This window comes from Mycobacterium sp. GA-1841, assembly GCF_001954135.1.
Taxonomy (GTDB): domain Bacteria; phylum Actinomycetota; class Actinomycetes; order Mycobacteriales; family Mycobacteriaceae; genus Mycobacterium.
In genome coordinates this window covers 17,278-39,210 of sequence record NZ_MBEQ01000064.1, presented here as the reverse complement: position 1 = coordinate 39,210, position 21,933 = coordinate 17,278, and the positions used below count along the sequence as shown (strand labels likewise).

Genomic DNA, 21,933 nt, shown 5'->3' with positions numbered 1-21,933 from the left:
AGAAAATGTTGTAGAAACTAGGGCGGCGCGCAACCGACCCAGAGAGGGTTTCCTCCGATGGCTGAGGACCTGACAGGCCGAGACGACGTCGAGTTGCTGTTGTGGCGCTTCTACGGCAAGGCGCTGTCGGACCCGGTGCTTGCCGAGCCGTTTGCCGAATTGCGGGCCAAAGGGCTGCGCTCCCACCTGCCGGTCATGTGCGATTTCTGGGAGACCGTGCTGTTTCGTGCCGGGCTCTATCACGGCAGCGCGCTCACCGTCCACCGTGATCTGCACGGCCGCCATCCCTTGTCGGCCAGGCATTTCGTGCGGTGGCTGACGTTGTGGACGGAGACCGTCGACGAGCTCTACCAGGGCCCGCACGCCGAGCGGGCCAAACTCCAAGCCGGACGTATCGCGAAGGCGATGCACCGCCGGTTGGCCGGCGTCGACGCCGCCGAGCTGGACGCTCTGGTCGCCTGCTAACGCTTGTTCACGATCCCGGCGTCGACCGGAAGCGTCACCCCGGTGACATAGCGGGCCTGATCGGAAACCAGCCACGCCACCGCATTGGCGATGTCCTCGGCGGCCAGTACGCCCACGGGCAGGGCATTGCCCATGTCGGTGGGAGTGTCGGATTCTTCGGCCACCTGCTTGAGCCAGGACCGGGTGAACTCGTTGTTGATCATCGGCGTGTCCACCCCGGTCGGATGAATCGTGTTGACTCGGATACTGTGCGGCGCAAGGTGGTTGGCATAGGCGCGCATCAGCCCGACCACTCCGTGCTTGGCCGCGGTGTAGCCCAGCGAACCGCGATCGCCGCCGCCGATGCCGATCAGGCCGGCCGCTGAGCTGATCAGCACGATCGATCCGCCGTCGCCCTGAGCGATCATGATCGGGGCGGCCGCTTCCACGGTGTGGTGAACGCCGCTCAGGTTCACGTCGATGACGTCGCGCCAGCCGTCGGGCCCTGATTGCATCGGGGCGATCCCGGCGTTGGCGACGACGATGTCGAGCCGGCCGAGGCGCTCCACCCCGGTCTGTAGCGCATTCCGCAGGGCCTCTTCGTTCCGCACGTCGGCCTGCGCGGCCACGATGCGCGCACCCGTCTTTTCGACGAGCGTGACGGTCTCGGTCAGGTCGTCGGGAGTGGCCAACGGATAGGGCACCGAGTCGATCTGCTCGCACAGGTCGACGGCGATGATGTCGGCTCCGTCGGTGGCCAGGCGCAGGGCCTCGGCGCGCCCCTGGCCGCGGGCGGCGCCGGTGATGAACGCGACCTTGCCGGCCAGGGGAGCGATGGTGCTCATCAATACCGATTCTTCTTCGCGCAAGCGCTCATCAATACCGATTCTTCTTCGCGCAAGCGCTCATCAATACCAATTCTTCTTCGCGCAAGCGCTCATCAGCTACGCAGCTGGCCCTTGGCCGGGTCACCGGCGACCACCGGCTGCAACATTTTGATGTCGGGGGCGCCGTCGAGCAGCTCGCCCACAGAGCCGAACAGGGCGCCGATCGCCGGTGCGCTGCTGTGGGTCTTGAGGGCGTCCGCGTCGGCCCATTGCTCGACGAACACGAAGGTGCCATCGGTCTCGTGCAGCGAATACAGCTGGCATCCCGGCTCCTCGTGCACGGCTGCGACGGCCTTGGTGCAGGCCTCGCGCACGGCGTCGACGGACTCGGGCTTGGCCTTCATGGTGGCGACGACGACAACAGGCATAGGTGCAGAACTCCTCGATGAGTGCCGAAACTGGACGAGTGTCCACCCTAGGCGATAACCCGTTGAATACGGTTCGTATGGCTAAGTGTCATTCGATACCGTGTTGTGACCCGTGTGGCAGATGGTGGTTGTGGGGCATATGCGACTAGGCTTGCAGGCATGGCTAACAAGACCGCCGGCCGATCCGGAGCGCGTTCGAGCAGGTCAAACGCCAGCTCGCGCGGCGGGTCCCGGCGTCCCGCGCCGGCCCGCTCGGGCCGACCGGCCGCGCCGCGACGCAAGCCCGCCCGCCGGCCGCAGACCTCGCCGGTGTCCGTGGCCGGCCAGAAATTGGGCCAAGGCGCTCGCGCCGGCTGGCTGATGCTGGCCAAGGGGGCCGGATCGACGGCCCGCTCGGTGGGACGCGCTCGCGATATCGAACCGGGCCACCGCCGCGACGGCTTGGCGCTGGCACTGCTGGGCATCGCCGTCGTCGTGGCCGCCAGCTCGTGGTTCCACGCAGCCGGTCCGGTGGGGCAGTGGATCGACACCGTGTTGCGGACGTTGATCGGCGGCCCGGTGGTGCTGGTGCCCATCATCCTGGGTGCCGTCGCGGTCATCTTGATGCGCACCGAACCGGACCCGGAATCGCGTCCCCGCCTGATCCTGGGTTCGGCGATGATCATGCTGCCGATGCTCGGTCTGTGGCACCTGTGGTCGGGATCGCCGCAAGATCCGATCGCCCGCCAGCATGCCGCCGGGTTCGTCGGCTTCGCCATCGGCGGCCCGCTGTCGGACGGCCTGACCGAGTGGATCGCCGCACCACTGCTGTTCATCGGGGTGCTGTTCGGGCTGCTGCTGCTCACCGGCACGACGATTCGGGAGGTGCCCTCGACGCTGCGCGCCATGTTCAGCACCCGGGCCTTCCGCGACGATTACGACGATGAGTACGACGACTACGACAGCGAATATGCCGACGAGTACGACGGATCAGACCCCGACGATTACGCCGACGGCTACTACGACGACGACATCGCCCGTGGCGACTCCCAGGCCCAGCCCTGGCCGACGGCCGCCATCGAGGCACCCAAGGCGCCGACCGGCACGCCGATGGACAACTATCCGCTGCCCGAGGATGCCGACGCACCCACCATCCCCGAACCCGCGGCCAAGCCACGTCCCCGCAAGAAGACCGAACTCAAGAGCGAGCCGAAGCCCAAGCCGGAAGACACCCTGGTCATGGACCGGGTGGTGGAGGGGCCCTACACCCTGCCGTCGCTGGACCTGCTGATCGCCGGCGATCCGCCGAAACTGCGTACCGCCGCCAACGATCAGATGACCGACTCCATCACCTCGGTACTGGAGCAGTTCAAGGTCGACGCGGCCGTCACCGGCTGCACGCGCGGGCCGACCGTCACCCGGTACGAGGTCGAGCTCGGACCGGGCGTCAAGGTCGAGAAAATCACTGCGCTGCACCGCAATATCGCCTACGCGGTGGCCACCGAGAGCGTCCGCATGCTGGCGCCCATCCCCGGGAAGTCGGCCGTCGGGATCGAGGTGCCCAACACCGACCGCGAGATGGTGCGGCTGTCCGACGTGCTCACCGCGCCGTCGACACGGCGCGACCACCACCCGCTGGTGATCGGCCTCGGCAAGGACATCGAGGGCGACTTCGTCTCGGCCAACCTGGCCAAGATGCCGCACCTGCTGGTGGCAGGTTCCACCGGCTCCGGTAAGTCCAGCTTCGTCAACTCGATGTTGGTGTCACTGCTGGCCCGAGCCACCCCGGAAGAGGTCAGGATGATCCTGATCGACCCGAAGATGGTGGAACTCACGCCGTACGAAGGCATTCCGCACCTCATCACGCCGATCATCACCGAGCCCAAGAAAGCCGCGGCCGCGCTGGCCTGGCTGGTCGAGGAGATGGAGCAGCGCTACCAGGACATGAAGGCGTCCCGGGTCCGTCACATCGACGTGTTCAACGAGAAGGTGCGCTCCGGCGAGATCAGCACACCGCTGGGCAGCGAACGGGTCTACAAGCCCTACCCCTACATCCTGGCCATCGTCGACGAGCTCGCCGACCTGATGATGACCGCTCCGCGTGACGTCGAGGACGCGATCGTGCGCATCACCCAGAAGGCCCGCGCCGCCGGCATCCATCTGGTGCTGGCCACGCAGCGGCCGTCGGTGGACGTCGTCACCGGTCTGATCAAGACCAACGTGCCGTCGCGGCTCGCCTTCGCGACGTCCTCGCTCACCGACTCCCGCGTCATCCTGGACCAGCCGGGTGCGGAGAAGCTGATCGGCATGGGCGATGGTCTGTTCCTGCCGATGGGCGCGAACAAGCCGTTGCGTATGCAGGGCGCGTTCATCACCGACGAGGAGATCCACGCCGTCGTCGAAGCCACCAAGACCCAGGCCGAACCCGAGTTCGTCGAGGGCGTCACCGCGGTCAAGGCCGGTGAGCGCAAGGACGTCGACCCCGACATCGGCGACGACATGGATGTCTTCCTGCAGGCCGTCGAGCTCGTGGTGTCCTCACAGTTCGGGTCCACCTCGATGCTGCAGCGCAAGCTGCGCGTCGGGTTCGCCAAGGCCGGTCGCCTGATGGACCTGATGGAGACCCGCGGCATCGTGGGCCCGTCCGAGGGTTCCAAGGCGCGCGAGGTGTTGGTCAAGCCGGACGAGCTGGCCGGCACGCTGATGCTGATCCGGGGCGGCTCCGATGCCAATGGCGCTGACGCGGAAGAGGATTCGGACGAGTTCTAGCCCGGAGTCGGCCGGGGCGCTACGGGTGTAGTGGGCCGTTCGTCACGCTGGAGTGGCGCTCGCCGGTGGCGGCCACCCCAGCCTGACGATGGCGGTTTCACAGCGTCAACAACATCCGGGTGTTGCCCAACGTGTTGGGCTTGACGTAGGACAGGTCGAGGAATTCGGCCACACCGGTGTCATACGAGCGGCACATCTCCTCGTACACCTCGGCGGTCACCGGGGTGCCGTCGATCTCCTCGAAACCGTGCTTGCCGAAGAAGTCGACCTCGAAGGTCAATACGAAGATTCGTCGCAGGTGCAAATCGCGGGCGACATCGAGCAGGCGCTCCACCAACAGGTGGCCGACACCGGTGCCGCGGACCTTCGGATGCACGGCCACGGTGCGGACCTCGCCGAGGTCGGCCCACAGCACATGCAGGGCGCCACACCCGACGAGTTCACCGTCGAGTTCGGCCACCCAGAATTCCTGGACCGCCTCGTACAACGTCACCAGGTTCTTCTCCAGCAGGATCTTGCCCGCATAGACGTCGACCAGGCTCTTGATCGCCGGGACATCGGAGGTGCTGGCGCGGCGCACCACAGGGTGTTTGCGCGACGCGACACTGCCTGGGTTCACAGGCGCAAGAGTATCCGTTGTGGCTACCGATATTCTGTTGCGGTGCCGGGCCAACCTTCTACCGATCCGGTGGTCCCGCGTGCGCGCGTGGCCAACCTCGCCAATGTGCTCACCGGTGTGCGGATGGTGCTGGTCCCGGTCTTCCTCGTCTTCCTCTTCGTCGGCGACGGTCATGAAACCGGCTGGCGGATCGCTGCTTTCGCCGTGTTCGCGGTTGCGGTGATCACCGACCACTTCGATGGTGCGTTGGCCCGCAGCTACGGGATGATCACCGAATTCGGCACACTGGCCGATCCGATCGCCGACAAGGCGTTGATCGGCGCCGCGCTCATCGGGCTGGCACTGCTCGATGATCTGCCGTGGTGGATCACCGTGGTGGTGCTGATCCGTGAGATCGGAATCACGGTGCTGCGCTTTGCGGTGCTGCGTCACGGGGTCATCCCGGCCAGTCGCGGCGGCAAGCTCAAGACACTGGTGCAGGCGGTGGCAATCGGGCTGTTCGTACTGCCGCTGCACTCGTGGCCGGCCATCTGGCTCGACGTGGCCTGGGCGATCATGTGGGCCGCGGTGGTGCTGACCGTGCTCACCGGTGCCGACTACGTCATCTCGGCGATCAGGGATTCTCGTGGACGATCCGCTGCTCACTGATGGCGCCAAGGCGCTGGTCGCCGATCTGACCGTGCGTTCCCAGAGCGTGGCCACCGCCGAGTCGCTGACCGGCGGGCTGCTGGCGGCGACACTGGCCGGGGCGCCCGGGGCCAGTGCGGTGCTGCAGGGCGGCCTGATCACCTACAACGAGGACACGAAGATCTGGTTGGCGGGAGTGGCTCCGCAGGTGCTCGACGCGGTCGGGCCGGTGGCGGCGCCCACGGCCCGGGCCCTGGCCGTCGGCGCCCGGCAACGCTGCGCCGCCACCTGGGGTGTCGGCCTGACCGGCGTCGCCGGACCCGAACCGCACGGCGGGCATCCGGTGGGCACGGTCTTCATCGGCTTGGCCGGGCCGGTGGACACCGAGGTCATCGAGTTGTCGCTGTCGGGCTCGCGCTGGGACATCCGGCGCGCGGCGGTGGACGAGGCGATCGCCCGGCTGCGTGTGCTGGTGGAAAATCAATAACTGCCCCTGTTCGGGAACCTTGCGGTGGCCTGCGACGTTGGTGTCGTAGCGAACCTGTGACAGACAGGCGAAGGAGGCACGATGACGGCATTGCTGCGCGAGGTGATTGGCGACGTGCTGCGCAACGCCCGCACCGACCAAGGACGCACGTTGCGTGAAGTCTCCGATGCGGCGCGAGTCAGCCTCGGGTACCTCTCCGAAGTGGAGCGGGGCCGCAAGGAGGCCTCCAGTGAACTGCTCAGCGCGATCTGCGACGCGCTCGACGTGCCGTTGTCGCGGGTGCTCACCGATGCCGGTGAGAACCTGGCCGAGCGTGAACATGCCGCTGCCGCGACGGCGCCCAACGTGGCGCACATCGATGTGTCGACCAAGGTGGTCATTCCTCAGGCCGTCTCGATGGCTGTCGCGTGACGCGGGTGTGACAAGGCGCCGATGCCAGGCTGAGGGCGGCGCGTGGGTGAACGCAAATTTTCGTCGAAACGCCCATGCGAACAGCCCGCGGGGCTGTGGCGCCATGCCCGGAACCGATAAGTTGGCATCAGAATAATTTCGGCAACTTGAACCAATGAGGCCCGGTCACGGGTCTGACCGACAAGCCCGACAGATAAGGCGGAACGAACCCATGGCCAATCCGTTCGTCAAGGCGTGGAAGTACCTGATGGCGCTGTTCAGCTCCAAGGTCGACGAGTACGCCGATCCGAAGGTGCAGATCCAGCAGGCCATCGAGGACGCCCAGCGTCAGCACCAGGCGCTCACCCAGCAGGCCGCCCAGGTCATCGGCAATCAGCGTCAGCTGGAGATGCGGCTGAACCGTCAACTCGCCGACATCGAGAAGCTGCAGGTGAACGTCCGTCAGGCATTGACCCTGGCCGATCAGGCCACGTCGGCCGGTGACGCCGCCAAGGCCACCGAGTACAACAACGCCGCCGAGGCGTTCGCCGCCCAACTCGTCACCGCCGAGCAGAGCGTCGAGGATCTCAAGGGTCTGCACGATCAGGCCCTCCAAGCCGCGGGGCAGGCCAAGAAGGCCGTCGAGCAGAACGCGATGATGCTGCAGCAGAAGATCGCCGAGCGCACCAAGCTGCTGTCGCAGCTTGAGCAGGCGAAGATGCAGGAGCAGGTCAGCGCCTCACTGCGGTCGATGAGCGAGGTCGCCGCCCCGGGCAACACGCCCAGTCTGGACGAGGTCCGCGACAAGATCGAGCGCCGTTACGCCAACGCCATCGGGCAGGCCGAACTGGCGCAGAACTCCGTGCAGGGCCGCATGATGGAAGTGCAGCAGGCCAGCGTGCAGATGGCCGGCCACTCCCGGCTGGAGCAGATCCGCGCCTCGATGCGTGGCGACGCCCTTCCCAGCGGGGATGCCGCCCCGGCGAACCCGGCCACCCCGGCCACCAACCAGACCCCGGCCAGCCCCGAAAAGCCGCTCGGCCAATAGTGATTCGAGTGTCGTAGATCATGGCTACCAAGACCGGCGGATCGAGCATCTGGAAGTCGTTGCTGCAGCACGGTGTGCAGCGGGGTATCGACACCGCCGCCGACCTGTCCGGTGCGCTGAGCGAAAAGCTCAGCGCCGCCGCCGATCCGCGCGCCAAACTGCTGCGCAAGCGGCGGTGGGCGGCACGGCTCGCGGTGTTCTTCACCCTGTCGAGTGCGTTCTGGGTGCTTGTCACGGCGCTGTTGGCGTCGTGGAGCACACCGGTCTGGGGCCTGATCATCACCGGTGCGATCGCCGCCGGCGCGGCCTTTCCCGCAACGCTGTTCTGGTTGCGCTACCGCTGGCTGCGTGCGGAACCCCTTCCGCCGCAGCGCCCCGTCTCCGGACGCCGGTTGCCGCCGTGGAGTTCTGCGGCGCGTCAGCCCATGGCGGCGCTGATGGCCTCCGAGCGGGGGATGTTCTCGTTGCTCGGGGTGTTGGAGCGCGGACGGATGCTACCGGCCGACGAGCTGCGTGAGCTCAATGCGGTGGCCGATCACACGGCGCGGACGATGGCGGCCACCGCCGCCGAGGTGGTTGCGATGGAACGTGCGGTCAGCAATGCCCCGCAGTCTCGGCAGCATCTGGTGCCCACCATCAACGCCTTCACCGCACAGCTCGGACAAGGCGTCCGTCAGTACAACGAGATGGTCACGGCTGCAGCGCAATTGGTGTCAACGGTGAACAGTGGTCAGGGTGAAGCCTCACCGTTGTCGCAGCAGCGTTACCGCAACGAGTTGACCGGCGCGACCGACCGGCTGCTGGGCTGGGCGCAGGCATTCGACGAACTCGGACAGCTGCGCCGCGCCTGAACCGCCTTACAGCGAGGTGCGCAGCGACGGCACCGCCACGCCGGCCAGGCCGCGCAGCGTCGCCTTGAACATGTCGAGGAAGTCGAAGTAGTCCCGCCACAGCGTGATTCGCCCGTCGTGCACCTCGAACACCCCACATACCCAGAACTGCAGCCGCAGCGGGCCGAAGACCAGGGCATCGGTGCGTTCGGTCAGTACGGCGTTGCCGTCGGCGGCGATCCGGTGGATCTTCACCTCGAAGCCGGTGCGGCCCTGCATCGACCGGAACAGCTTCATCGCCCGGTTGCGCCCGTAGATGGTCGGAAGACCCACGTTCTGGTAGACGAGGTTCTGGGCCAGCGCGTTTTCCGCGGTGGCGAAGTCCTGCTCCTGCAGCGCGTTGAGGAACGTCTCGACCGTCTTGACAGACGAAGTCGGGGCCTGCGCAGCCGTGGTGGATTGGTCAGCCATGCCCGAAGCCTAGTGGGATGCGCTGTGGCAGGGTAGGTCGGTGCGCGTTGCCATCGTCGCCGGACCCGATCCCGGACATGCCTTCCCGGCCCTTGCGTTGTGTCTGAAGTTCGCCGCTGCCGGGGACACTCCGACGCTGCTGACCGGCGTGGAATGGCTCGAGACCGCGCGCGCCGTGGGGGTCGATGCGGTCGAGCTGGTCGGTCTCGATCCGGTCGACGACGATGACGATGCCGACGCCGGGGCCAAGATTCATCAGCGTGCCGGGCGGATGGCGCAGCTCAATGTGCCCGGGCTGCGTGACTTGCGCCCGGACCTGGTGGTATCGGATGTGATCACCGCCTGTGGCGGACTGGCCGCCGAGCTGCTGGGGCTGCCGTGGGTCGAGCTCAACCCGCATCCGCTGTACCTGCCGTCGAAGGGTTTGCCGCCGATCGGTAGCGGGTTGGCCCCCGGCGTCGGCGTACGGGGCCGGCTGCGCGACTCCGTCATGCGGGCGCTGACCGCGCGATCCTGGCGGGCCGGGCTGGCGCAGCGGGCCGAGGTGCGGACGCGGATCGGCCTGCCGGTCGTCGACCCGGGGCCGTTGCGGCGATTGATCGCCACCCTGCCTGCCCTGGAGGTGGCCCGCCCGGATTGGCCGGCCGAGGCGGTGGTGGTGGGTCCGTTGCACTTCGAGCCGACCGACGCGGTGTTGACCGTGCCGCCGGGCACGGGCCCGGTGATCGTGGTGGCGCCCTCCACGGCGACCACCGGGACCCAGGGGATGGCCGAGTTGGCCCTGGAGTCGCTGCGGCCGGGCCAGACGCTGCCCGACGGTGCCCGCGTGGTGGTGTCGCGGTTGGGTGGGGCCGATGTCGAGGTACCGCCATGGGCCGTCGTCGGGCTCGGCCGTCAGGATGAGTTGTTGTCACATGCCGACCTGGTGATCTGCGGTGGTGGCCACGGCATGGTGTCCAAGACCTTGTTGGCCGGCGTGCCCATGGTGGTGGTGCCCGGCGGCGGCGACCAATGGGAGCTCGCCAATCGGGTTGTGCGCCAAGGCATTGCGCAGTTGGTGCGGCCATTGACCGGTGAGGCGCTGACCCGGGCGGTGGGCGATGTGCTGGCCTCGCCGTCGTACCGGTCGGCCGCGCAGCGGGCCGGCGCCTCGGTGGCCGAGGTGGCGGATCCGGTACGGGTGTGCCATGACGCCCTGGTCGGCGCTGGGTAAATTGGGCGCGTGCGGTTGACGGAATTCCATGAACTCGTGGACGGCCAGTTCGGTTCGATCCGGGGTCGCTCGATGCTCGTCGACCATGTGCTCGCCGACCTCGACGGTCGGACACCGGCACAGGCCATCGAGGACGGAGTGGAACCGCGCACGGTATGGCGGGCACTGTGTGCCGACTTCGATGTCCCGCGTGATCAATGGTGACGTGATCGATGGTGAGCGGCCGGTCTTTTCCTGCTCGGCTTTTGGGCGTATACCGGACTCATGGGTCTGGGTGACCATCCGATGCGGACGCCGCTCTACGGTGTCCTGCTGGTGATCGCAGCGGTACTGCTGTGTTGGCTGGTCGCGTCCGTGTTGACCGGATGGCAGGCCGCCATCGGATATCTCCTGGCCATCGCGGTCGGGGCGACCGGTTTCGTGATGACGTTACGAGATCTCGACAACTTTCCGAACTGGCGTCGCTGACGCCGGATACTCCGGCGTGTCTGCTTGAATCGAACAGATGTTCGTCTACTCTGGTCGGTGTTCGACTGGAAAGCCGGGGGTTGTCGGTCCCTTGCTCTAGCGTCACGGCCAACCGATCGGAACACCGGTCAACACGACTACTTGGAGAGGCACCATCATGGCGCAACAGGCCCCTGATCGTGAAAAAGCGCTCGAGCTGGCGATGGCCCAGATCGACAAGAATTTCGGCAAAGGCTCGGTGATGCGCCTCGGTGACGAGGTCCGCCAGCCCATCTCGGTGATCCCCACCGGCTCGATCTCTCTGGATGTGGCCCTCGGTATCGGCGGCCTGCCCCGCGGCCGTGTGGTCGAGATCTACGGCCCGGAATCCTCGGGTAAGACCACCGTGGCGCTGCATGCGGTGGCCAACGCGCAGGCCGCCGGCGGCATCGCGGCGTTCATCGACGCCGAGCACGCGCTGGATCCCGAGTATGCCAAGAAACTCGGTGTGGACACCGATTCACTGCTGGTGAGCCAGCCCGACACCGGTGAGCAGGCGCTGGAGATCGCCGACATGCTGGTGCGTTCGGGCGCGTTGGACATCTTGGTCATCGACTCGGTGGCGGCGCTGGTTCCCCGCGCCGAGATCGAGGGTGAGATGGGGGACAGCCACGTCGGTCTGCAGGCCCGCCTGATGAGCCAGGCGCTGCGCAAGATGACCGGTGCGCTGAACAACTCGGGCACCACCGCGATCTTCATCAACCAGCTCCGCGAGAAGATCGGTGTGATGTTCGGTTCACCCGAAACCACCACCGGCGGTAAGGCATTGAAGTTCTATGCCTCGGTCCGTCTGGACGTCCGCCGCATCGAGACCCTCAAGGACGGCACCGACGCGGTCGGCAACCGGACCCGCGTCAAGATCGTCAAGAACAAGGTCTCGCCGCCGTTCAAGCAGGCCGAGTTCGACATTCTCTACGGCCACGGCATCAGCCGTGAGGGCTCACTCATCGACATGGGGGTTGAGCACGGCTTCATCCGCAAGTCCGGCTCCTGGTTCACCTATGAGGGTGAACAGCTGGGGCAGGGCAAGGAGAATGCCCGCAAGTTCCTGCTGGAGAACGTCGATGTCGCCAACGAGATCGAGAAGAAGATCAAGGAGAAGCTCGGTATCGGTGCGGTCGTGACCGCGGAGGCGACTGATGACGTCCTTCCCGCCCCGGTTGACTTCTGAGCCGTCGGGTACGCCTGAGGGTGAGCAGACGCAGGACCCGCGCAAGCGCGAGGAACAGGCCAAGAACGTGTGCCTGCGCCTGCTCACCGTGCGGGCCCGCACCCGCGCCGAGCTGACCGAACAACTCGTCAAACGGGGTTACGAAGAGGACCTCAGCGCCAAGGTGCTCGACCGGCTCACCGAAGTCGGGTTGATCGATGACGAGGACTTCGCCGAGCAATGGGTTCGATCCCGGCACGCGAACGCGGGGAAAGGCAAGCGTGCCTTGGCTGTCGAGCTTCGCAAGAAGGGCGTCGACAACGACGTCATCGACGCGGCGCTGGCCGATCTCGACCCGGCTGCCGAACGGCAGCGGGCCGAACAACTCGTCCGGGACAAGCTGCGTCGCGAGAAGCTCAGCGATGACGACGGCGACGTGAAGGTGACCCGCCGGCTGGTCGGCATGCTCGCTCGCCGGGGCTACAACCAGTCGATGGCCTTCGACGTGGTCAGCGTCGAGCTTGCCGGCGAGCGGGAGCGTCGTCGGGTCTGATCAGTCCCGTTGGGTCTGCAGCACCTGCGCTCCCGGCGCGCCTTCCTGCTCGACGGCCTCGGGTTCCAGCGGTGCGGGCCCGCGGCCGGAACGCCGCATCCGGCGCTCGATCCTCGTGGCCAATGAGGACAGGCCGATGTTCACGCTGATCATCAGGATGGCGATGACGATCAACGCGGGCAGGATGTTCTGGTACACCGAGCCGATGTTCGTGCCCTGGCGCACCATTTCCACGAAGGTGATCTGGTAGCCGATGGCGGTGTCCTTGAGCACCACGACGAGCTGAGATACCAGCACCGGCAGCATCGCGGTGATCGCCTGGGGCAGCAGGACCAGTCGCATGGTTTGTGTCCACGTCAGTCCCAGTGACCACGCGGCTTCCTGCTGCCCGCGGGGAAGGGAATTGACGCCGGCCCGGACGATCTCGGCGATCACCGCCCCGTTGTAGAGCGTCAACCCCGTCACCACCCCGGCCAGCGCGACGTACTCGGACGGGAAGTTGCCGGAGAGGCCGTAGAGGAAGAACGCGAAGATCATCATGATCAGCACCGGCACGGCGCGGAAGAACTCCACGATCACCGCGCTGACCCATCGGATCGGAGCGATCGGTGACAGACGGCCGATCCCCAGCACCAGGCCCAACACCAACGCCAGAACGATGGACACCGCCGCTGCGGTCAGCGTGCCCTTGATGCCGGGAAGCACGTAGGTGATCCACAGATCCGACGTGAGGAACGGGGTCCATTTCTCGGCCTGGAGTTGATCTTTTTCCCACAGCCGGAAGAGGACGTACACGATCAAGACGCCGGCCCCGATCACGGCCAGCACCGCCAGAATGAGGTTGCGTACCCGCGCCCGCGGACCGGGTGCGTCGAACAGGACTGATGCGCCGCTCACCGTGCCACCGCGAGGCGCTTACCCAGCCAACCGAACAACAGACCCAGCGGCAAGGTCAGCAGGATGAATCCGGCCGCCATGATCGCGCCGACCGTGAGGACCGCGGCGGTGTCTTCGATCATGTCCTTCATCAACAACGCCGCTTCGGCCACGCCGATCGCCGAAGCGATGGTGGTGTTCTTCGTCAAGGCGATCAGCACCGATCCGAGGGGAATGATCACGGCGCGAAATGCCTGGGGCAGCAGGATCAATCGCAAGTTCTGCCCGAACGAAAAGCCCAGTGACCGGGCGGCTTCGGCCTGGCCCATCGGCACGGTGTTGACCCCCGAACGCACCGTCTCACACACGAAAGATGCGGTGTAGACGGTCAATCCGAGCACGGCCAGGCGGAAGTTGCTGTCGGTGATCGATGTCGGCGAGTTCGGATCGGTGAACGTGATCCGCATCGTCTGTCCGACCCCGAGTGCACAGAACACGATGATCAGGGTCAGGGGAGTGTTGCGGATGATGTTCACGTAGGCCGCGCCGAGCCAGTTGAGCACCGGGACCGGCGCCAGCCGCATGGCCGCCAGCACGGTGCCCAGGATCAGCGCACCGATCGCGGAGTACACCGTCAGCTGGATCGTGGTCCAGAACGCCGCGAAAATCTGATCGCGGTACTCGTTGAAAATCTCCACGGTCGGTGCGTTACCCCGGCTCAGTTGCGGTCGACGGCGGGCGGCTGCGGGGTGGTGATCCCGGCCGGGCCCAGATTACGTTCGAACGCTTCCTTCCAGGCGCCGCTGGATTCCATCTTCTCGATGGCGTCGTTGATCTTGGTGCGCAGTTCGGTATCGCCCTTCTTCAGTCCGATGCCGTAGCGCTCCTCGGAGAACTTGTCGCCGACGATCTTGAAGGCCCCCGGGCTCTGCGCGGCGTAGCCGGCCAAGATCACCTCATCGGTGGTCAACGCGTCCACGGCCCCGTTCTTGAGGGCGTCCAGGCACAGCGTGTAGGTGTCGTACTGCTGCAACTGCACCTTCGGGTACTCGTCTTTGATCCGCTGCGCCGGGGTCGAACCCGACACCGAGCACAGCTTCTTGTTGTTCTCCAGCGACGCCGCGCCGGTGATGTCGTTGTTGTCCGAGCGGACCAACAGGCTCTGGCCGGTGACCAGATAGGGCCCGGCGAAGTCGACCTTCTCCTTGCGGGCGTCGGTGATCGAGTAGGTGGCCACGATGTAGTCGACCTGGCCGTTTTGGATCAGCGTTTCACGCTGAGGCGAGGGGGCTTCCTTCCACTCGATCTGGTCCTCGCTGTAGCCCAACTCGTTGGCGACGTACTTCGCCACGTCGACGTCGAATCCGGCCATCGTGCCGTCCGGCTTCTTCTGGCCGAGCCCGGGTTGGTCGTACTTGGTGCCGATGACGATCTTGTTGCCGTCATTGCCACCGCCGCACGCGGTGGCCGCCAGGGGCAGCGCGATGGCGAGTGCGACGGTACCGACCAACTTGAACGGCACAGAGGGCATGTTCGGGTTCCTTTCGGCGAAGCGTCAGTGATCAGTGGGAGAGGATCTTGCCGAGAAAATCTTTGGCGCGATCGGATTTCGGATTGTCGAAGAACTCGGCCGGCGGTGCGTCCTCGACGATGGCGCCGTCGGCCATGAACACCACGCGGTCCGAGGCCCGGCGGGCGAAACCCATCTCGTGGGTGACCACGACCATCGTCATCCCTTCGCCGGCCAGCGAGCTCATCACCGCCAGAACCTCGTTGATCATCTCGGGATCCAAGGCGCTGGTCGGCTCGTCGAACAGCATCACCTTGGGGTTCATCGCCAGCGACCGCGCGATCGCGACCCGCTGCTGCTGACCGCCGGACAGCTGGGCCGGATATTTGTCGGCCTGGTTGGCCACGCCGACCCGCTCCAACAGACCCATCGCCGTCTCGCGGGCCTGCGCCTTGGATTTGCGGCGCACCTTCACCGGGGCGAGGGTGACGTTCTCCAGGATCGTCTTGTGCGCGAACAGGTTGAACGACTGGAACACCATGCCGACATCCGAACGCAGCTGGGCCAGTTTGCGACCCTCGGCCGGCAGCGGCTGCCCGTCGACGGCGATGGTGCCCGAGTCGATGGTCTCCAGCCGATTGATGGTGCGACACAACGTGGATTTGCCCGAGCCCGACGGTCCCAGCACCACCACCACCTCGCCGCGGCCCACCTCGAGATTGATGTCGTTGAGCACGTGCAACGATCCGAAGTGTTTGTTGACTCCCGCCAGTGAGATCATCGGCACATCTGGTGGCGCCGCAGCATCGACCTGCGGCGGCTCGCCGGGGCTTCCCATGGCAGGTGACCTTACCCAGGGAACGTCCAACCTGCCCGGATCTGGAGAATCCGCCGCGTGGACGATTTGGCCCGCTCCGTACCATTGAAGCCGTGACAACGATGGTGCCCCCGAACGAGCGCGTGCGCGAGGAGCCGTCCGTTCCGGAAGCGGCGGCCGGTGAGCCGACGTCACAGCGCAGCAGCTCCGCGCGCACCTATCAGGTCCGTACCTACGGCTGCCAGATGAACGTGCACGACTCCGAGCGGCTGTCGGGCCTGCTGGAGGACGCCGGTTACCGGCGGGCCGACGACGGCACCGACGCCGACATCGTGGTGTTCAACACGTGTGCGGTGCGCGAAAACGCCGACAACAAGCTCTACGGAAATCTCAGCCACCTGGCCCCACGCAAACACTCCGACCCGAACATGCAGATCGCCGTCGGCGGGTGCCTGGCGCAGAAGGACCGCGACGCGGTGCTGACGAAAGCCCCCTGGGTCGACGTGGTGTTCGGCACCCACAACATCGGGTCGTTGCCCACGCTGCTGGAGCGGGCCCGGCACAACCGCGCTGCACAGGTCGAGATCGTCGAGGCCCTGCAGGAATTCCCGTCCATGCTGCCCGCGACGCGGGAATCTGCTTATGCGGCATGGGTTTCCATCTCGGTGGGTTGCAACAACACCTGCACGTTCTGCATCGTGCCGTCGCTGCGCGGCAAAGAGGTGGACCGTCGGCCCGGCGACATCCTGGCCGAGGTGCAGGCCCTGGCCGCCCAGGGTGTGCTCGAGATCACCCTGCTCGGCCAGAACGTCAATGCCTACGGCGTGTCGTTTTCGGACGAGCGCTTGCGTGAGGACCCGGCGAATTGGGACCCTGACGTACCCCGTGACCGCGGCGCGTTCGCCAAGCTGCTGCGCGCCTGCGGCGAGGTGGACGGGCTGGAGCGGGTGCGTTTCACCTCACCGCACCCGGCCGAGTTCACCGACGACGTCATCGAGGCGATGGCCGAGACGCCGAACGTGTGTCCGACGCTGCACATGCCGCTGCAGTCGGGATCCGATCGCATCCTCAAGGCGATGCGCCGGTCCTATCGGGCCGAGCGTTATCTCGGCATCATCGACAAGGTGCGGGCGGCGATCCCGCACGCCGCGATCACCACCGACCTGATCGTCGGGTTCCCGGGGGAGACCGAGGAAGATTTCCAGGCCACCCTCGACGTCGTCGAGGCGTCGCGGTTCGCCAGCGCGTTCACCTTCCAGTACTCGATCCGGCCGGGTACCCCGGCGGCCGAGATGCCCGATCAGCTGCCGAAAGCGGTTGTCACCGAGCGCTATCAGCGTCTGATCGAGCTGCAGGAGCGAATCTCGCTGCAGGAGAACCAGGCTCAGGTCGGCCAGACGGTCGAGCTGCTGGTCGCCACCGGTGAGGGGCGCAAGGATGCCAGCACGGCGCGGATGTCCGGTCGGGCCCGCGACGGCAGGCTGGTGCATTTCAGTCCGGGCGACGGTGAGATCCGGCCCGGCGACATCGTCGTCACGACCGTGACCGGCGCCGCGCCCCATCATCTGATCGCGGATGCCCCGCTGGCCGGTCATCGGCGCACCCGCGCCGGCGACGCCCATGCGGCGGGGCAGCGTCCCCGCACCGGCGTCGGGCTGGGACTGCCGAGGATCGGTGCGCCGACCACCGCGCCGGCGTCAGGAGGATGTGGCTGTTGAGCAACGAAAGCGATTTCGACCGTTTCAAGAACGACCTGGCCGACGTCGAACGTCGGGTGGCCCGCGAATTCGACACCGGCCCTCGCGCGATGGTGGTGGCCATCCTGGTGTTCGTGGTGGTGCTGTCGTTCGTGCTGCCGCACACCGGGCACACCAAGGGGTTCGACGTCCTCGTCGGCGACGCCACGGCCGTCGCTGACGGTGTCTCGCTACCGTCGCGGGTGTTCGTCTGGCTCGCGCTGGTGTTCTCGGTCGGATTCTCGATGCTGGCGCTGATCACCCGCCGCTGGGCGCTGGCCTGGGTGGCCCTGGCCGGCTCGGCGGTGGCCTGCGCGTTGGGAATGCTCGCGGTGTGGTCGCGGCAGACCGCGGCCGGCCACCCCGGCCCCGGCATCGGGTTGATCATCGCCTGGCTTGCGGTGATCGTGCTGACCTTCCACTGGGCACGGGTGGTGTGGTCGCGCACGGCCCTGCAGTTGGCCGCCGAGGAGGACCGACGTCGCGCGGCGGCCCAGGTTCAGCAGCAGGGGCTGCTGGGCCCGGCCGGCAACGGCGTCACCGATCAGAAGCCGGACGAGCCGGGCCGGCCCTAACTGCGCTCGGACAGCGCGGCAGCGGCGGCGTCCGCCCACTGTCGCCACTGCTCGGCACTGGCCCTGGCCTCGGCGGCGTCCTTGGCCCGGCCGGCCGCCTCGGCCTTCTCGGCCTGCCGCTCGAACTGCTCGGCGCGGGCCCGGAACTGATCGGCACGAGCCTGGGCCTCGGGATCCACGCCTCCGGTCGGGGCGTCGCGAACCTTCTTTTCCACCGCACGCAGCCGTCGCTCCAGATCCGCCGCCCGCTCCCGCGGAACCTTGCCGATCGCGTCCCACTTGTCGCCGATGGCGCGCAGCGCCGCACGAGCCGCATCCAGATCGCTGGTGTCGATCTTCTCGGCCTCGGCCAGCAGCGCCTCTTTGGCAGTGGCGTTGGCCTTGAACTCCGCGTCCCGTTCGGCGTGCGCGGCGTTGCGGGCCCCGAAGAACGTGTCCTGCGCGGCCTTGAAGCGGTGCCACAGGGTGTCGTCGACATCCTTGGCCGCTCGGCCCGCGGCCTTCCACTGGCTCAGCAGGTCACGGAACGCCGCGCTCGTGGCGCCCCAATCGGTCGAGCCGGACAACTGCTCGGCCTGTTCGCACAGCGCCTCCTTGACCTGGCGAGCGCCGGCCCGGCCGCGGTCCAGTTCGGCGAAGTGTGAGCCGCGGCGGCGGTTGAAGGTTTCCCGTGCCGTCGAGTACCGCTTCCACAGGGCGTCGTCGATCTTGCGGTCCAGCCCGGTGATGGTGCGCCACTCATCGAGGATTTCGCGCAGACGATCGCCCGCGGCCTTCCACTGGGTGGAGTTCGCCGCCAGGTCCTCGGCCTCGACGGCCAGTGCCTCTTTGCGCGCGGTCTGCGCGGCGCGGTGCTCATCGCGCTGCGCGCGCTCGGTCTGGGCCGCCTCGTCGGCATGCTCCAGAATCGCCGACAAGCGGGCACCCAGCGCATCCACGTCGCCGAGAACTGCTGCGGTGGGCAGGCTTTCGGCCAACGTGGCCGCTGCCGACTTGATCTTGCGGGCATCGCCGGTACCGGAGGACAGGCGACGCTCCAGCAGAGCCACCTCGGTGTGCAGATCGTCGAAGCGCCGGCCGAAGTGGGCGAACGCCGACTCGGTGTCGCCGGCCTGCCACGACCCGATGACACGTTCGCCGGATCCGGTGATCAACCACACCGTGCCGTCGTCGTCCACCCGCCCGAAGCGGTGCGGATCACTGGACGGCGCCACCGCGACCACCGGGGCAACCCGGCTGGGGCGAGGGACGGGGCGGGGTGGTCCTGGCCTCGGCGTCGGCGTCGGCGTGGGCCCGGGGGTCGGCTGAGGGGTGCCTGCGCCTGGCTCACTGGTTGTCATATCCGCTCCTCGTACTCCGCGCGGTCGGCCCGCGCATCTGCCGCGCGACGCGGCGCCCGATGCTGTCGCTTTGACCGCTATTCAAGCAGGTCGTCCTGTGCCGTGCCCATGGCTTTAGGCTCAATGCCCCCACAAAGTCGAATGACGTCGACGGAGACGACGACGGATCGAGCGGTTCTGGCGGTCCTGCCGCCGACGCTCACGTGTCTGCGGCGCACTAGTTTGGTGACGTGCTGAGCGCCATCGCGATCGTCCCCGCCACACCGGTGCTGGTGCCCGAACTGGTGGGCGCGGCCGCTGCCGAGGTGGTCGGATTACGTGACGCGGTCATCGCCGCGGCAGGTGCGTTACCGCCGCGCTGGCTGGTGATCGGCGTCGGCGCCGGCGACGCGGTCTACGGGCCCGAACACACCGGTACCTTCGCCGGCTACGGCGTCGACGTCGCGGTGACACTCGGGCCGGGCCCGGCCGGTGAGGCGGTCGAACTGCCGCTGTGCGCCCTGATCGCCGGCTGGGTCCGCGGTCTCACCGCCCCCGAGGCTTCGGTCGAGGTGCATGTCTATGCCGCCTCACACCCGGTTGGTGCGGCGCTGGCCCACGGCCGCGCCCTGCGGGCCCGGATCGACGAAACTTCGGAGCCGGTCGGTGTGCTCGTTGTGGCCGACGGCCTGCACACCCTCACCGTCTCGGCCCCCGGGGGCCACGTGCCCGAATCCGTGGCCACCCAGCAGGACCTCGACGATGCGCTCGCCACGGCAGATCTCGCGGCGCTGGTCGAGTTGCCGGACACCGTGCTCGGCCGCGTGGCGTACCAGGTGCTGGCCGGGCTGGCCGGACCCGAGCCCGGCTCGGCCCGTGAGCTCTTCCGCGGTGCGCCGTACGGGGTCGGCTATTTCGTCGGCGAATGGTTGCCATGACTCGGCCGATCGCGATCATCGGGCCGACCGGCACCGGTAAGTCAGCGCTGGCGCTGACAATCGCCGAGCAGCTCGGCGGAGAGATCGTGAACGCCGACGCGATGCAGCTCTACCGCGGCATGGACATCGGCACCGCCAAGCTTCCCCCCGCCGAGCGGCGCGGAATCCCGCATCATCAGCTCGATGTCCTGGAGGTCACCGAGACCGCGACAGTGGCGCGCTATCAGCAGGACGCCGCGGCTGACGTGGAGGCCATCGCTGCCCGGGGCGCGGTACCGCTGATCGTCGGCGGGTCCATGCTCTACATCCAATCTCTGCTCGACGAATGGACGTTTCCGGCCACCGACCCCGCGGTGCGGGCCCGCTGGGAGGCGAGATTGGCCGAGGTGGGGGTGGCCGCCCTGCACGCCGAGCTGAGCGACGTCGATCCGGCCGCCGGAGCCTCCATCCTGCCCAGCGACGGCCGGCGGATCGTGCGGGCGCTTGAGGTCGTGGAACTCACCGGGCAACCGTTCGCCGCCTCCGCGCCGAGGATCGGCACGCCCCGCTGGGACACCGTGATCATCGGATTGGATTGGAAAACAGAGGTTCTCGACGAGCGGTTGGCGCAACGCACCGATCTCATGTTCGACGATGGGCTGGTCGACGAGGTGCGCACGCTGATCGGCCGGGGTCTGCGCGACGGGGTCACCGCGGCGCGGGCGCTGGGCTATGCGCAGGTGCTCGCCGATCTCGACGCGGGAGGAGACGGCGCCGCGGCGCGCGAACCCACCTTCATCGGCACCCGCCGCTATGTGCGCCGGCAACGGTCCTGGTTCCGGCGCGACCACCGGGTGGTGTGGCTGGACGGCGCGGCGCCCGACTTGGTGGACGACGTACTGCAGGTGTGGCGGCACGTATCCTGATCAGGTGATCTCCGGGGTTGGCTTCGTCAAGGGGCATGGCACGCAGAACGACTTCGTGGTCTTGCCCGACCTTGACGCCGCGCTGTCGTTGACGCCGTCGGTGGTGGCCGCATTGTGCGACCGTCGTCGCGGCCTGGGCGCTGATGGCGTGCTGCGGGTGACCACCGTCGGTGCCGCACAGGCCGCCGGCGTGTTCGAGCGGTTGCCCGACGGTGTCTCCGCCGCCGACTGGTACATGGATTACCGCAACGCCGACGGGTCCGTTGCGCAGATGTGCGGTAACGGGGTCCGCGTCTTCGCGCACTACCTCCGCGCGTCCGGGCTGGAAACCGCCGACGAGTTCGTGGTCGGCTCGCTGGCCGGGCCACGCCCCGTGGTGCTGCACCGCGTCGACGCCACCACGGCCGAGGTCACCGTCGAGATGGGCAAGGCCAACCGGTTCGGCACCGGGACGGCGATGGTCGGCGGCCGCAGCTTCAGCGGGGTGGCCGTGGACGTCGGCAATCCTCATCTGGCCTGCGTCGGGATCAGCGAGACCGAGCTGGCGGCCCTCGACGTCGCGGCACCGGTGTCCTTCGACGCGCAGCTGTTTCCTGACGGGGTCAACGTGGAGGTCCTGACCGCTCCAGCCGATGGCGCGGTGTCGATGCGGGTGCACGAACGCGGGGTCGGCGAAACCCGCTCCTGCGGCACCGGCACCGTCGCGGCCACGCTCGCGGCGTTGGCCCATCAGGGCGCCGACACCGGCACTCTGCGGGTGCGGATCCCGGGCGGTGAAGTCACCGTGACCGTCACCGAATCCACCAGCTACCTGCGCGGGCCGTCGGTGTTGCTGGCCCGGGGCGAACTGGCCGACGAGTGGTGGAATGCTGCGCACGGATAAATGGCGTGCGCGTGGCCCGATCCACGTGACAA

26 protein-coding genes are annotated in these 21,933 nt (G+C 67.4%); 17 read left to right on the top strand and 9 right to left on the bottom strand.

All coding sequences use genetic code 11. The features are described from left to right. The first annotated feature begins 57 nt into the window (after positions 1 to 57). Entirely contained in the window at positions 58 to 465 is a 408-nt protein-coding gene (locus A5740_RS14950; protein ID WP_076195249.1) for a group III truncated hemoglobin, read from the top strand. On the opposite strand, the gene A5740_RS14945 is transcribed toward A5740_RS14950, so the two are convergent. Both A5740_RS14945 and A5740_RS14940 read right to left on the bottom strand, forming a co-directional pair. After that, the gene (locus tag A5740_RS14945; RefSeq protein ID WP_076195247.1) at positions 462 to 1,289 is read right to left on the bottom strand and encodes a mycofactocin-coupled SDR family oxidoreductase; all 828 of its coding nucleotides are present in this window, start codon (positions 1,287 to 1,289) and stop codon (positions 462 to 464) included. The two genes, A5740_RS14950 and A5740_RS14945, sit on opposite strands and share 4 nt — an antisense overlap. 95 nt (positions 1,290 to 1,384) lie before the next feature. After that, positions 1,385 to 1,699 (bottom strand): putative quinol monooxygenase, encoded by a 315-nt coding sequence (locus tag A5740_RS14940; protein WP_076195246.1) that lies wholly within the window; start codon positions 1,697 to 1,699, stop codon positions 1,385 to 1,387. Positions 1,700 to 1,858: 159 nt separating this feature from the next. Here A5740_RS14940 and A5740_RS14935 point away from each other — a divergent pair, with 159 nt between their 5' ends. Next, positions 1,859 to 4,447 (top strand): DNA translocase FtsK, encoded by a 2,589-nt coding sequence (locus tag A5740_RS14935; RefSeq protein WP_175616262.1) that lies wholly within the window; start codon positions 1,859 to 1,861, stop codon positions 4,445 to 4,447. Positions 4,448 to 4,544: 97 nt separating this feature from the next. Here A5740_RS14935 and A5740_RS14930 read toward each other — a convergent pair whose 3' ends face one another. Continuing rightward, positions 4,545 to 5,066 carry an amino-acid N-acetyltransferase gene (locus A5740_RS14930; RefSeq protein ID WP_175616261.1) on the bottom strand — a complete coding sequence of 174 codons (522 nt, stop codon included), beginning with the start codon at positions 5,064 to 5,066 and terminating at the stop codon, positions 4,545 to 4,547. A gap of 42 nt (positions 5,067 to 5,108) precedes the next feature. Between A5740_RS14930 and pgsA the strand changes: the two genes are divergently transcribed. From pgsA to A5740_RS14905, 5 genes are all read left to right on the top strand, one after another. After that, complete coding sequence (gene pgsA, locus A5740_RS14925) at positions 5,109 to 5,714, top strand: CDP-diacylglycerol--glycerol-3-phosphate 3-phosphatidyltransferase (RefSeq protein WP_139335143.1); 606 nt, start codon at positions 5,109 to 5,111, stop codon at positions 5,712 to 5,714. Continuing rightward, on the top strand, positions 5,692 to 6,180 hold the full coding sequence (locus tag A5740_RS14920) for a CinA family protein (RefSeq protein ID WP_076195241.1): 489 nt from the start codon (positions 5,692 to 5,694) through the stop codon (positions 6,178 to 6,180). Before pgsA ends, A5740_RS14920 begins: the two co-directional genes overlap by 23 nt. Before the next feature lie 81 nt (positions 6,181 to 6,261). After that, on the top strand, positions 6,262 to 6,591 hold the full coding sequence (gene clgR / locus A5740_RS14915) for a transcriptional regulator ClgR (RefSeq protein ID WP_076195240.1): 330 nt from the start codon (positions 6,262 to 6,264) through the stop codon (positions 6,589 to 6,591). Between the two features lie 211 nt (positions 6,592 to 6,802). After that, positions 6,803 to 7,618: a phage shock protein PspA gene (gene pspA, locus A5740_RS14910; RefSeq protein ID WP_076195238.1), complete on the top strand. Its 816-nt coding sequence runs from the start codon at positions 6,803 to 6,805 to the stop codon at positions 7,616 to 7,618. 20 nt (positions 7,619 to 7,638) lie between these two features. After that, positions 7,639 to 8,469, top strand: coding sequence for a hypothetical protein (locus A5740_RS14905; RefSeq protein ID WP_076195237.1), 831 nt, complete (start codon positions 7,639 to 7,641; stop codon positions 8,467 to 8,469). A gap of 6 nt (positions 8,470 to 8,475) precedes the next feature. On the opposite strand, the gene A5740_RS14900 is transcribed toward A5740_RS14905, so the two are convergent. After that, positions 8,476 to 8,919, bottom strand: a complete 444-nt coding sequence (locus A5740_RS14900) for a limonene-1,2-epoxide hydrolase family protein (RefSeq protein WP_076195235.1) — start codon at positions 8,917 to 8,919, stop codon at positions 8,476 to 8,478. Between the two features lie 40 nt (positions 8,920 to 8,959). Here A5740_RS14900 and A5740_RS14895 point away from each other — a divergent pair, with 40 nt between their 5' ends. From A5740_RS14895 to recX, 5 genes are all read left to right on the top strand, one after another. Next, positions 8,960 to 10,132 (top strand): glycosyltransferase, encoded by a 1,173-nt coding sequence (locus A5740_RS14895; RefSeq protein ID WP_076195234.1) that lies wholly within the window; start codon positions 8,960 to 8,962, stop codon positions 10,130 to 10,132. Positions 10,133 to 10,141: 9 nt separating this feature from the next. Beyond that, positions 10,142 to 10,336: a DUF3046 domain-containing protein gene (locus tag A5740_RS14890; protein WP_076195232.1), complete on the top strand. Its 195-nt coding sequence runs from the start codon at positions 10,142 to 10,144 to the stop codon at positions 10,334 to 10,336. A gap of 60 nt (positions 10,337 to 10,396) precedes the next feature. Beyond that, positions 10,397 to 10,600: a hypothetical protein gene (locus A5740_RS14885; RefSeq protein ID WP_067767058.1), complete on the top strand. Its 204-nt coding sequence runs from the start codon at positions 10,397 to 10,399 to the stop codon at positions 10,598 to 10,600. Positions 10,601 to 10,757: 157 nt separating this feature from the next. Then, a complete protein-coding gene (gene recA, locus A5740_RS14880) occupies positions 10,758 to 11,810 on the top strand; it encodes a recombinase RecA (RefSeq protein ID WP_076195231.1) in 1,053 nt (350 codons plus the stop codon). Beyond that, positions 11,779 to 12,342 (top strand): recombination regulator RecX, encoded by a 564-nt coding sequence (recX, locus tag A5740_RS14875; RefSeq protein ID WP_076195229.1) that lies wholly within the window; start codon positions 11,779 to 11,781, stop codon positions 12,340 to 12,342. Before recA ends, recX begins: the two co-directional genes overlap by 32 nt. On the opposite strand, the gene A5740_RS14870 is transcribed toward recX, so the two are convergent. From A5740_RS14870 to A5740_RS14855, 4 genes are read right to left on the bottom strand one after another with little or no spacing between them, the layout of a single operon-like run. After that, the gene (locus A5740_RS14870; protein WP_076195228.1) at positions 12,343 to 13,239 is read right to left on the bottom strand and encodes an amino acid ABC transporter permease; all 897 of its coding nucleotides are present in this window, start codon (positions 13,237 to 13,239) and stop codon (positions 12,343 to 12,345) included. Beyond that, the gene (locus tag A5740_RS14865) at positions 13,236 to 13,916 is read right to left on the bottom strand and encodes an amino acid ABC transporter permease (RefSeq protein WP_076195226.1); all 681 of its coding nucleotides are present in this window, start codon (positions 13,914 to 13,916) and stop codon (positions 13,236 to 13,238) included. Before A5740_RS14865 ends, A5740_RS14870 begins: the two co-directional genes overlap by 4 nt. Positions 13,917 to 13,936: 20 nt before the next feature. Next, positions 13,937 to 14,749: a glutamate ABC transporter substrate-binding protein gene (locus A5740_RS14860; RefSeq protein ID WP_076195224.1), complete on the bottom strand. Its 813-nt coding sequence runs from the start codon at positions 14,747 to 14,749 to the stop codon at positions 13,937 to 13,939. 31 nt (positions 14,750 to 14,780) lie between these two features. Next, entirely contained in the window at positions 14,781 to 15,509 is a 729-nt protein-coding gene (locus A5740_RS14855; protein WP_076195293.1) for an amino acid ABC transporter ATP-binding protein, read from the bottom strand. Positions 15,510 to 15,667: 158 nt separating this feature from the next. On the opposite strand from A5740_RS14855, the gene miaB reads away from it, so the two are divergent. After that, complete coding sequence (gene miaB / locus A5740_RS14850; protein ID WP_139335145.1) at positions 15,668 to 17,263, top strand: tRNA (N6-isopentenyl adenosine(37)-C2)-methylthiotransferase MiaB; 1,596 nt, start codon at positions 15,668 to 15,670, stop codon at positions 17,261 to 17,263. Continuing rightward, a complete protein-coding gene (locus tag A5740_RS14845) occupies positions 17,251 to 17,856 on the top strand; it encodes a hypothetical protein (protein ID WP_076195223.1) in 606 nt (201 codons plus the stop codon). The genes miaB and A5740_RS14845 overlap by 13 nt, the downstream gene beginning before the upstream one ends. Here the strand turns inward: A5740_RS14845 and A5740_RS14840 are convergent. Next, positions 17,853 to 19,196, bottom strand: coding sequence for a DUF349 domain-containing protein (locus A5740_RS14840; RefSeq protein ID WP_076195221.1), 1,344 nt, complete (start codon positions 19,194 to 19,196; stop codon positions 17,853 to 17,855). The genes A5740_RS14845 and A5740_RS14840 overlap by 4 nt on opposite strands. A 230-nt stretch (positions 19,197 to 19,426) precedes the next feature. Here A5740_RS14840 and A5740_RS14835 point away from each other — a divergent pair, with 230 nt between their 5' ends. The 3 genes from A5740_RS14835 to dapF are packed head-to-tail and all read left to right on the top strand — an operon-like array spanning position 19,427 to position 21,901. After that, positions 19,427 to 20,113: a hypothetical protein gene (locus A5740_RS14835; RefSeq protein WP_076195220.1), complete on the top strand. Its 687-nt coding sequence runs from the start codon at positions 19,427 to 19,429 to the stop codon at positions 20,111 to 20,113. Beyond that, positions 20,110 to 21,018 (top strand): tRNA (adenosine(37)-N6)-dimethylallyltransferase MiaA, encoded by a 909-nt coding sequence (miaA, locus tag A5740_RS14830; RefSeq protein WP_076195218.1) that lies wholly within the window; start codon positions 20,110 to 20,112, stop codon positions 21,016 to 21,018. Before A5740_RS14835 ends, miaA begins: the two co-directional genes overlap by 4 nt. Positions 21,019 to 21,025: 7 nt before the next feature. Next, positions 21,026 to 21,901, top strand: coding sequence for a diaminopimelate epimerase (dapF, locus tag A5740_RS14825; RefSeq protein ID WP_076195291.1), 876 nt, complete (start codon positions 21,026 to 21,028; stop codon positions 21,899 to 21,901). Positions 21,902 to 21,933 lie beyond the last annotated feature (32 nt).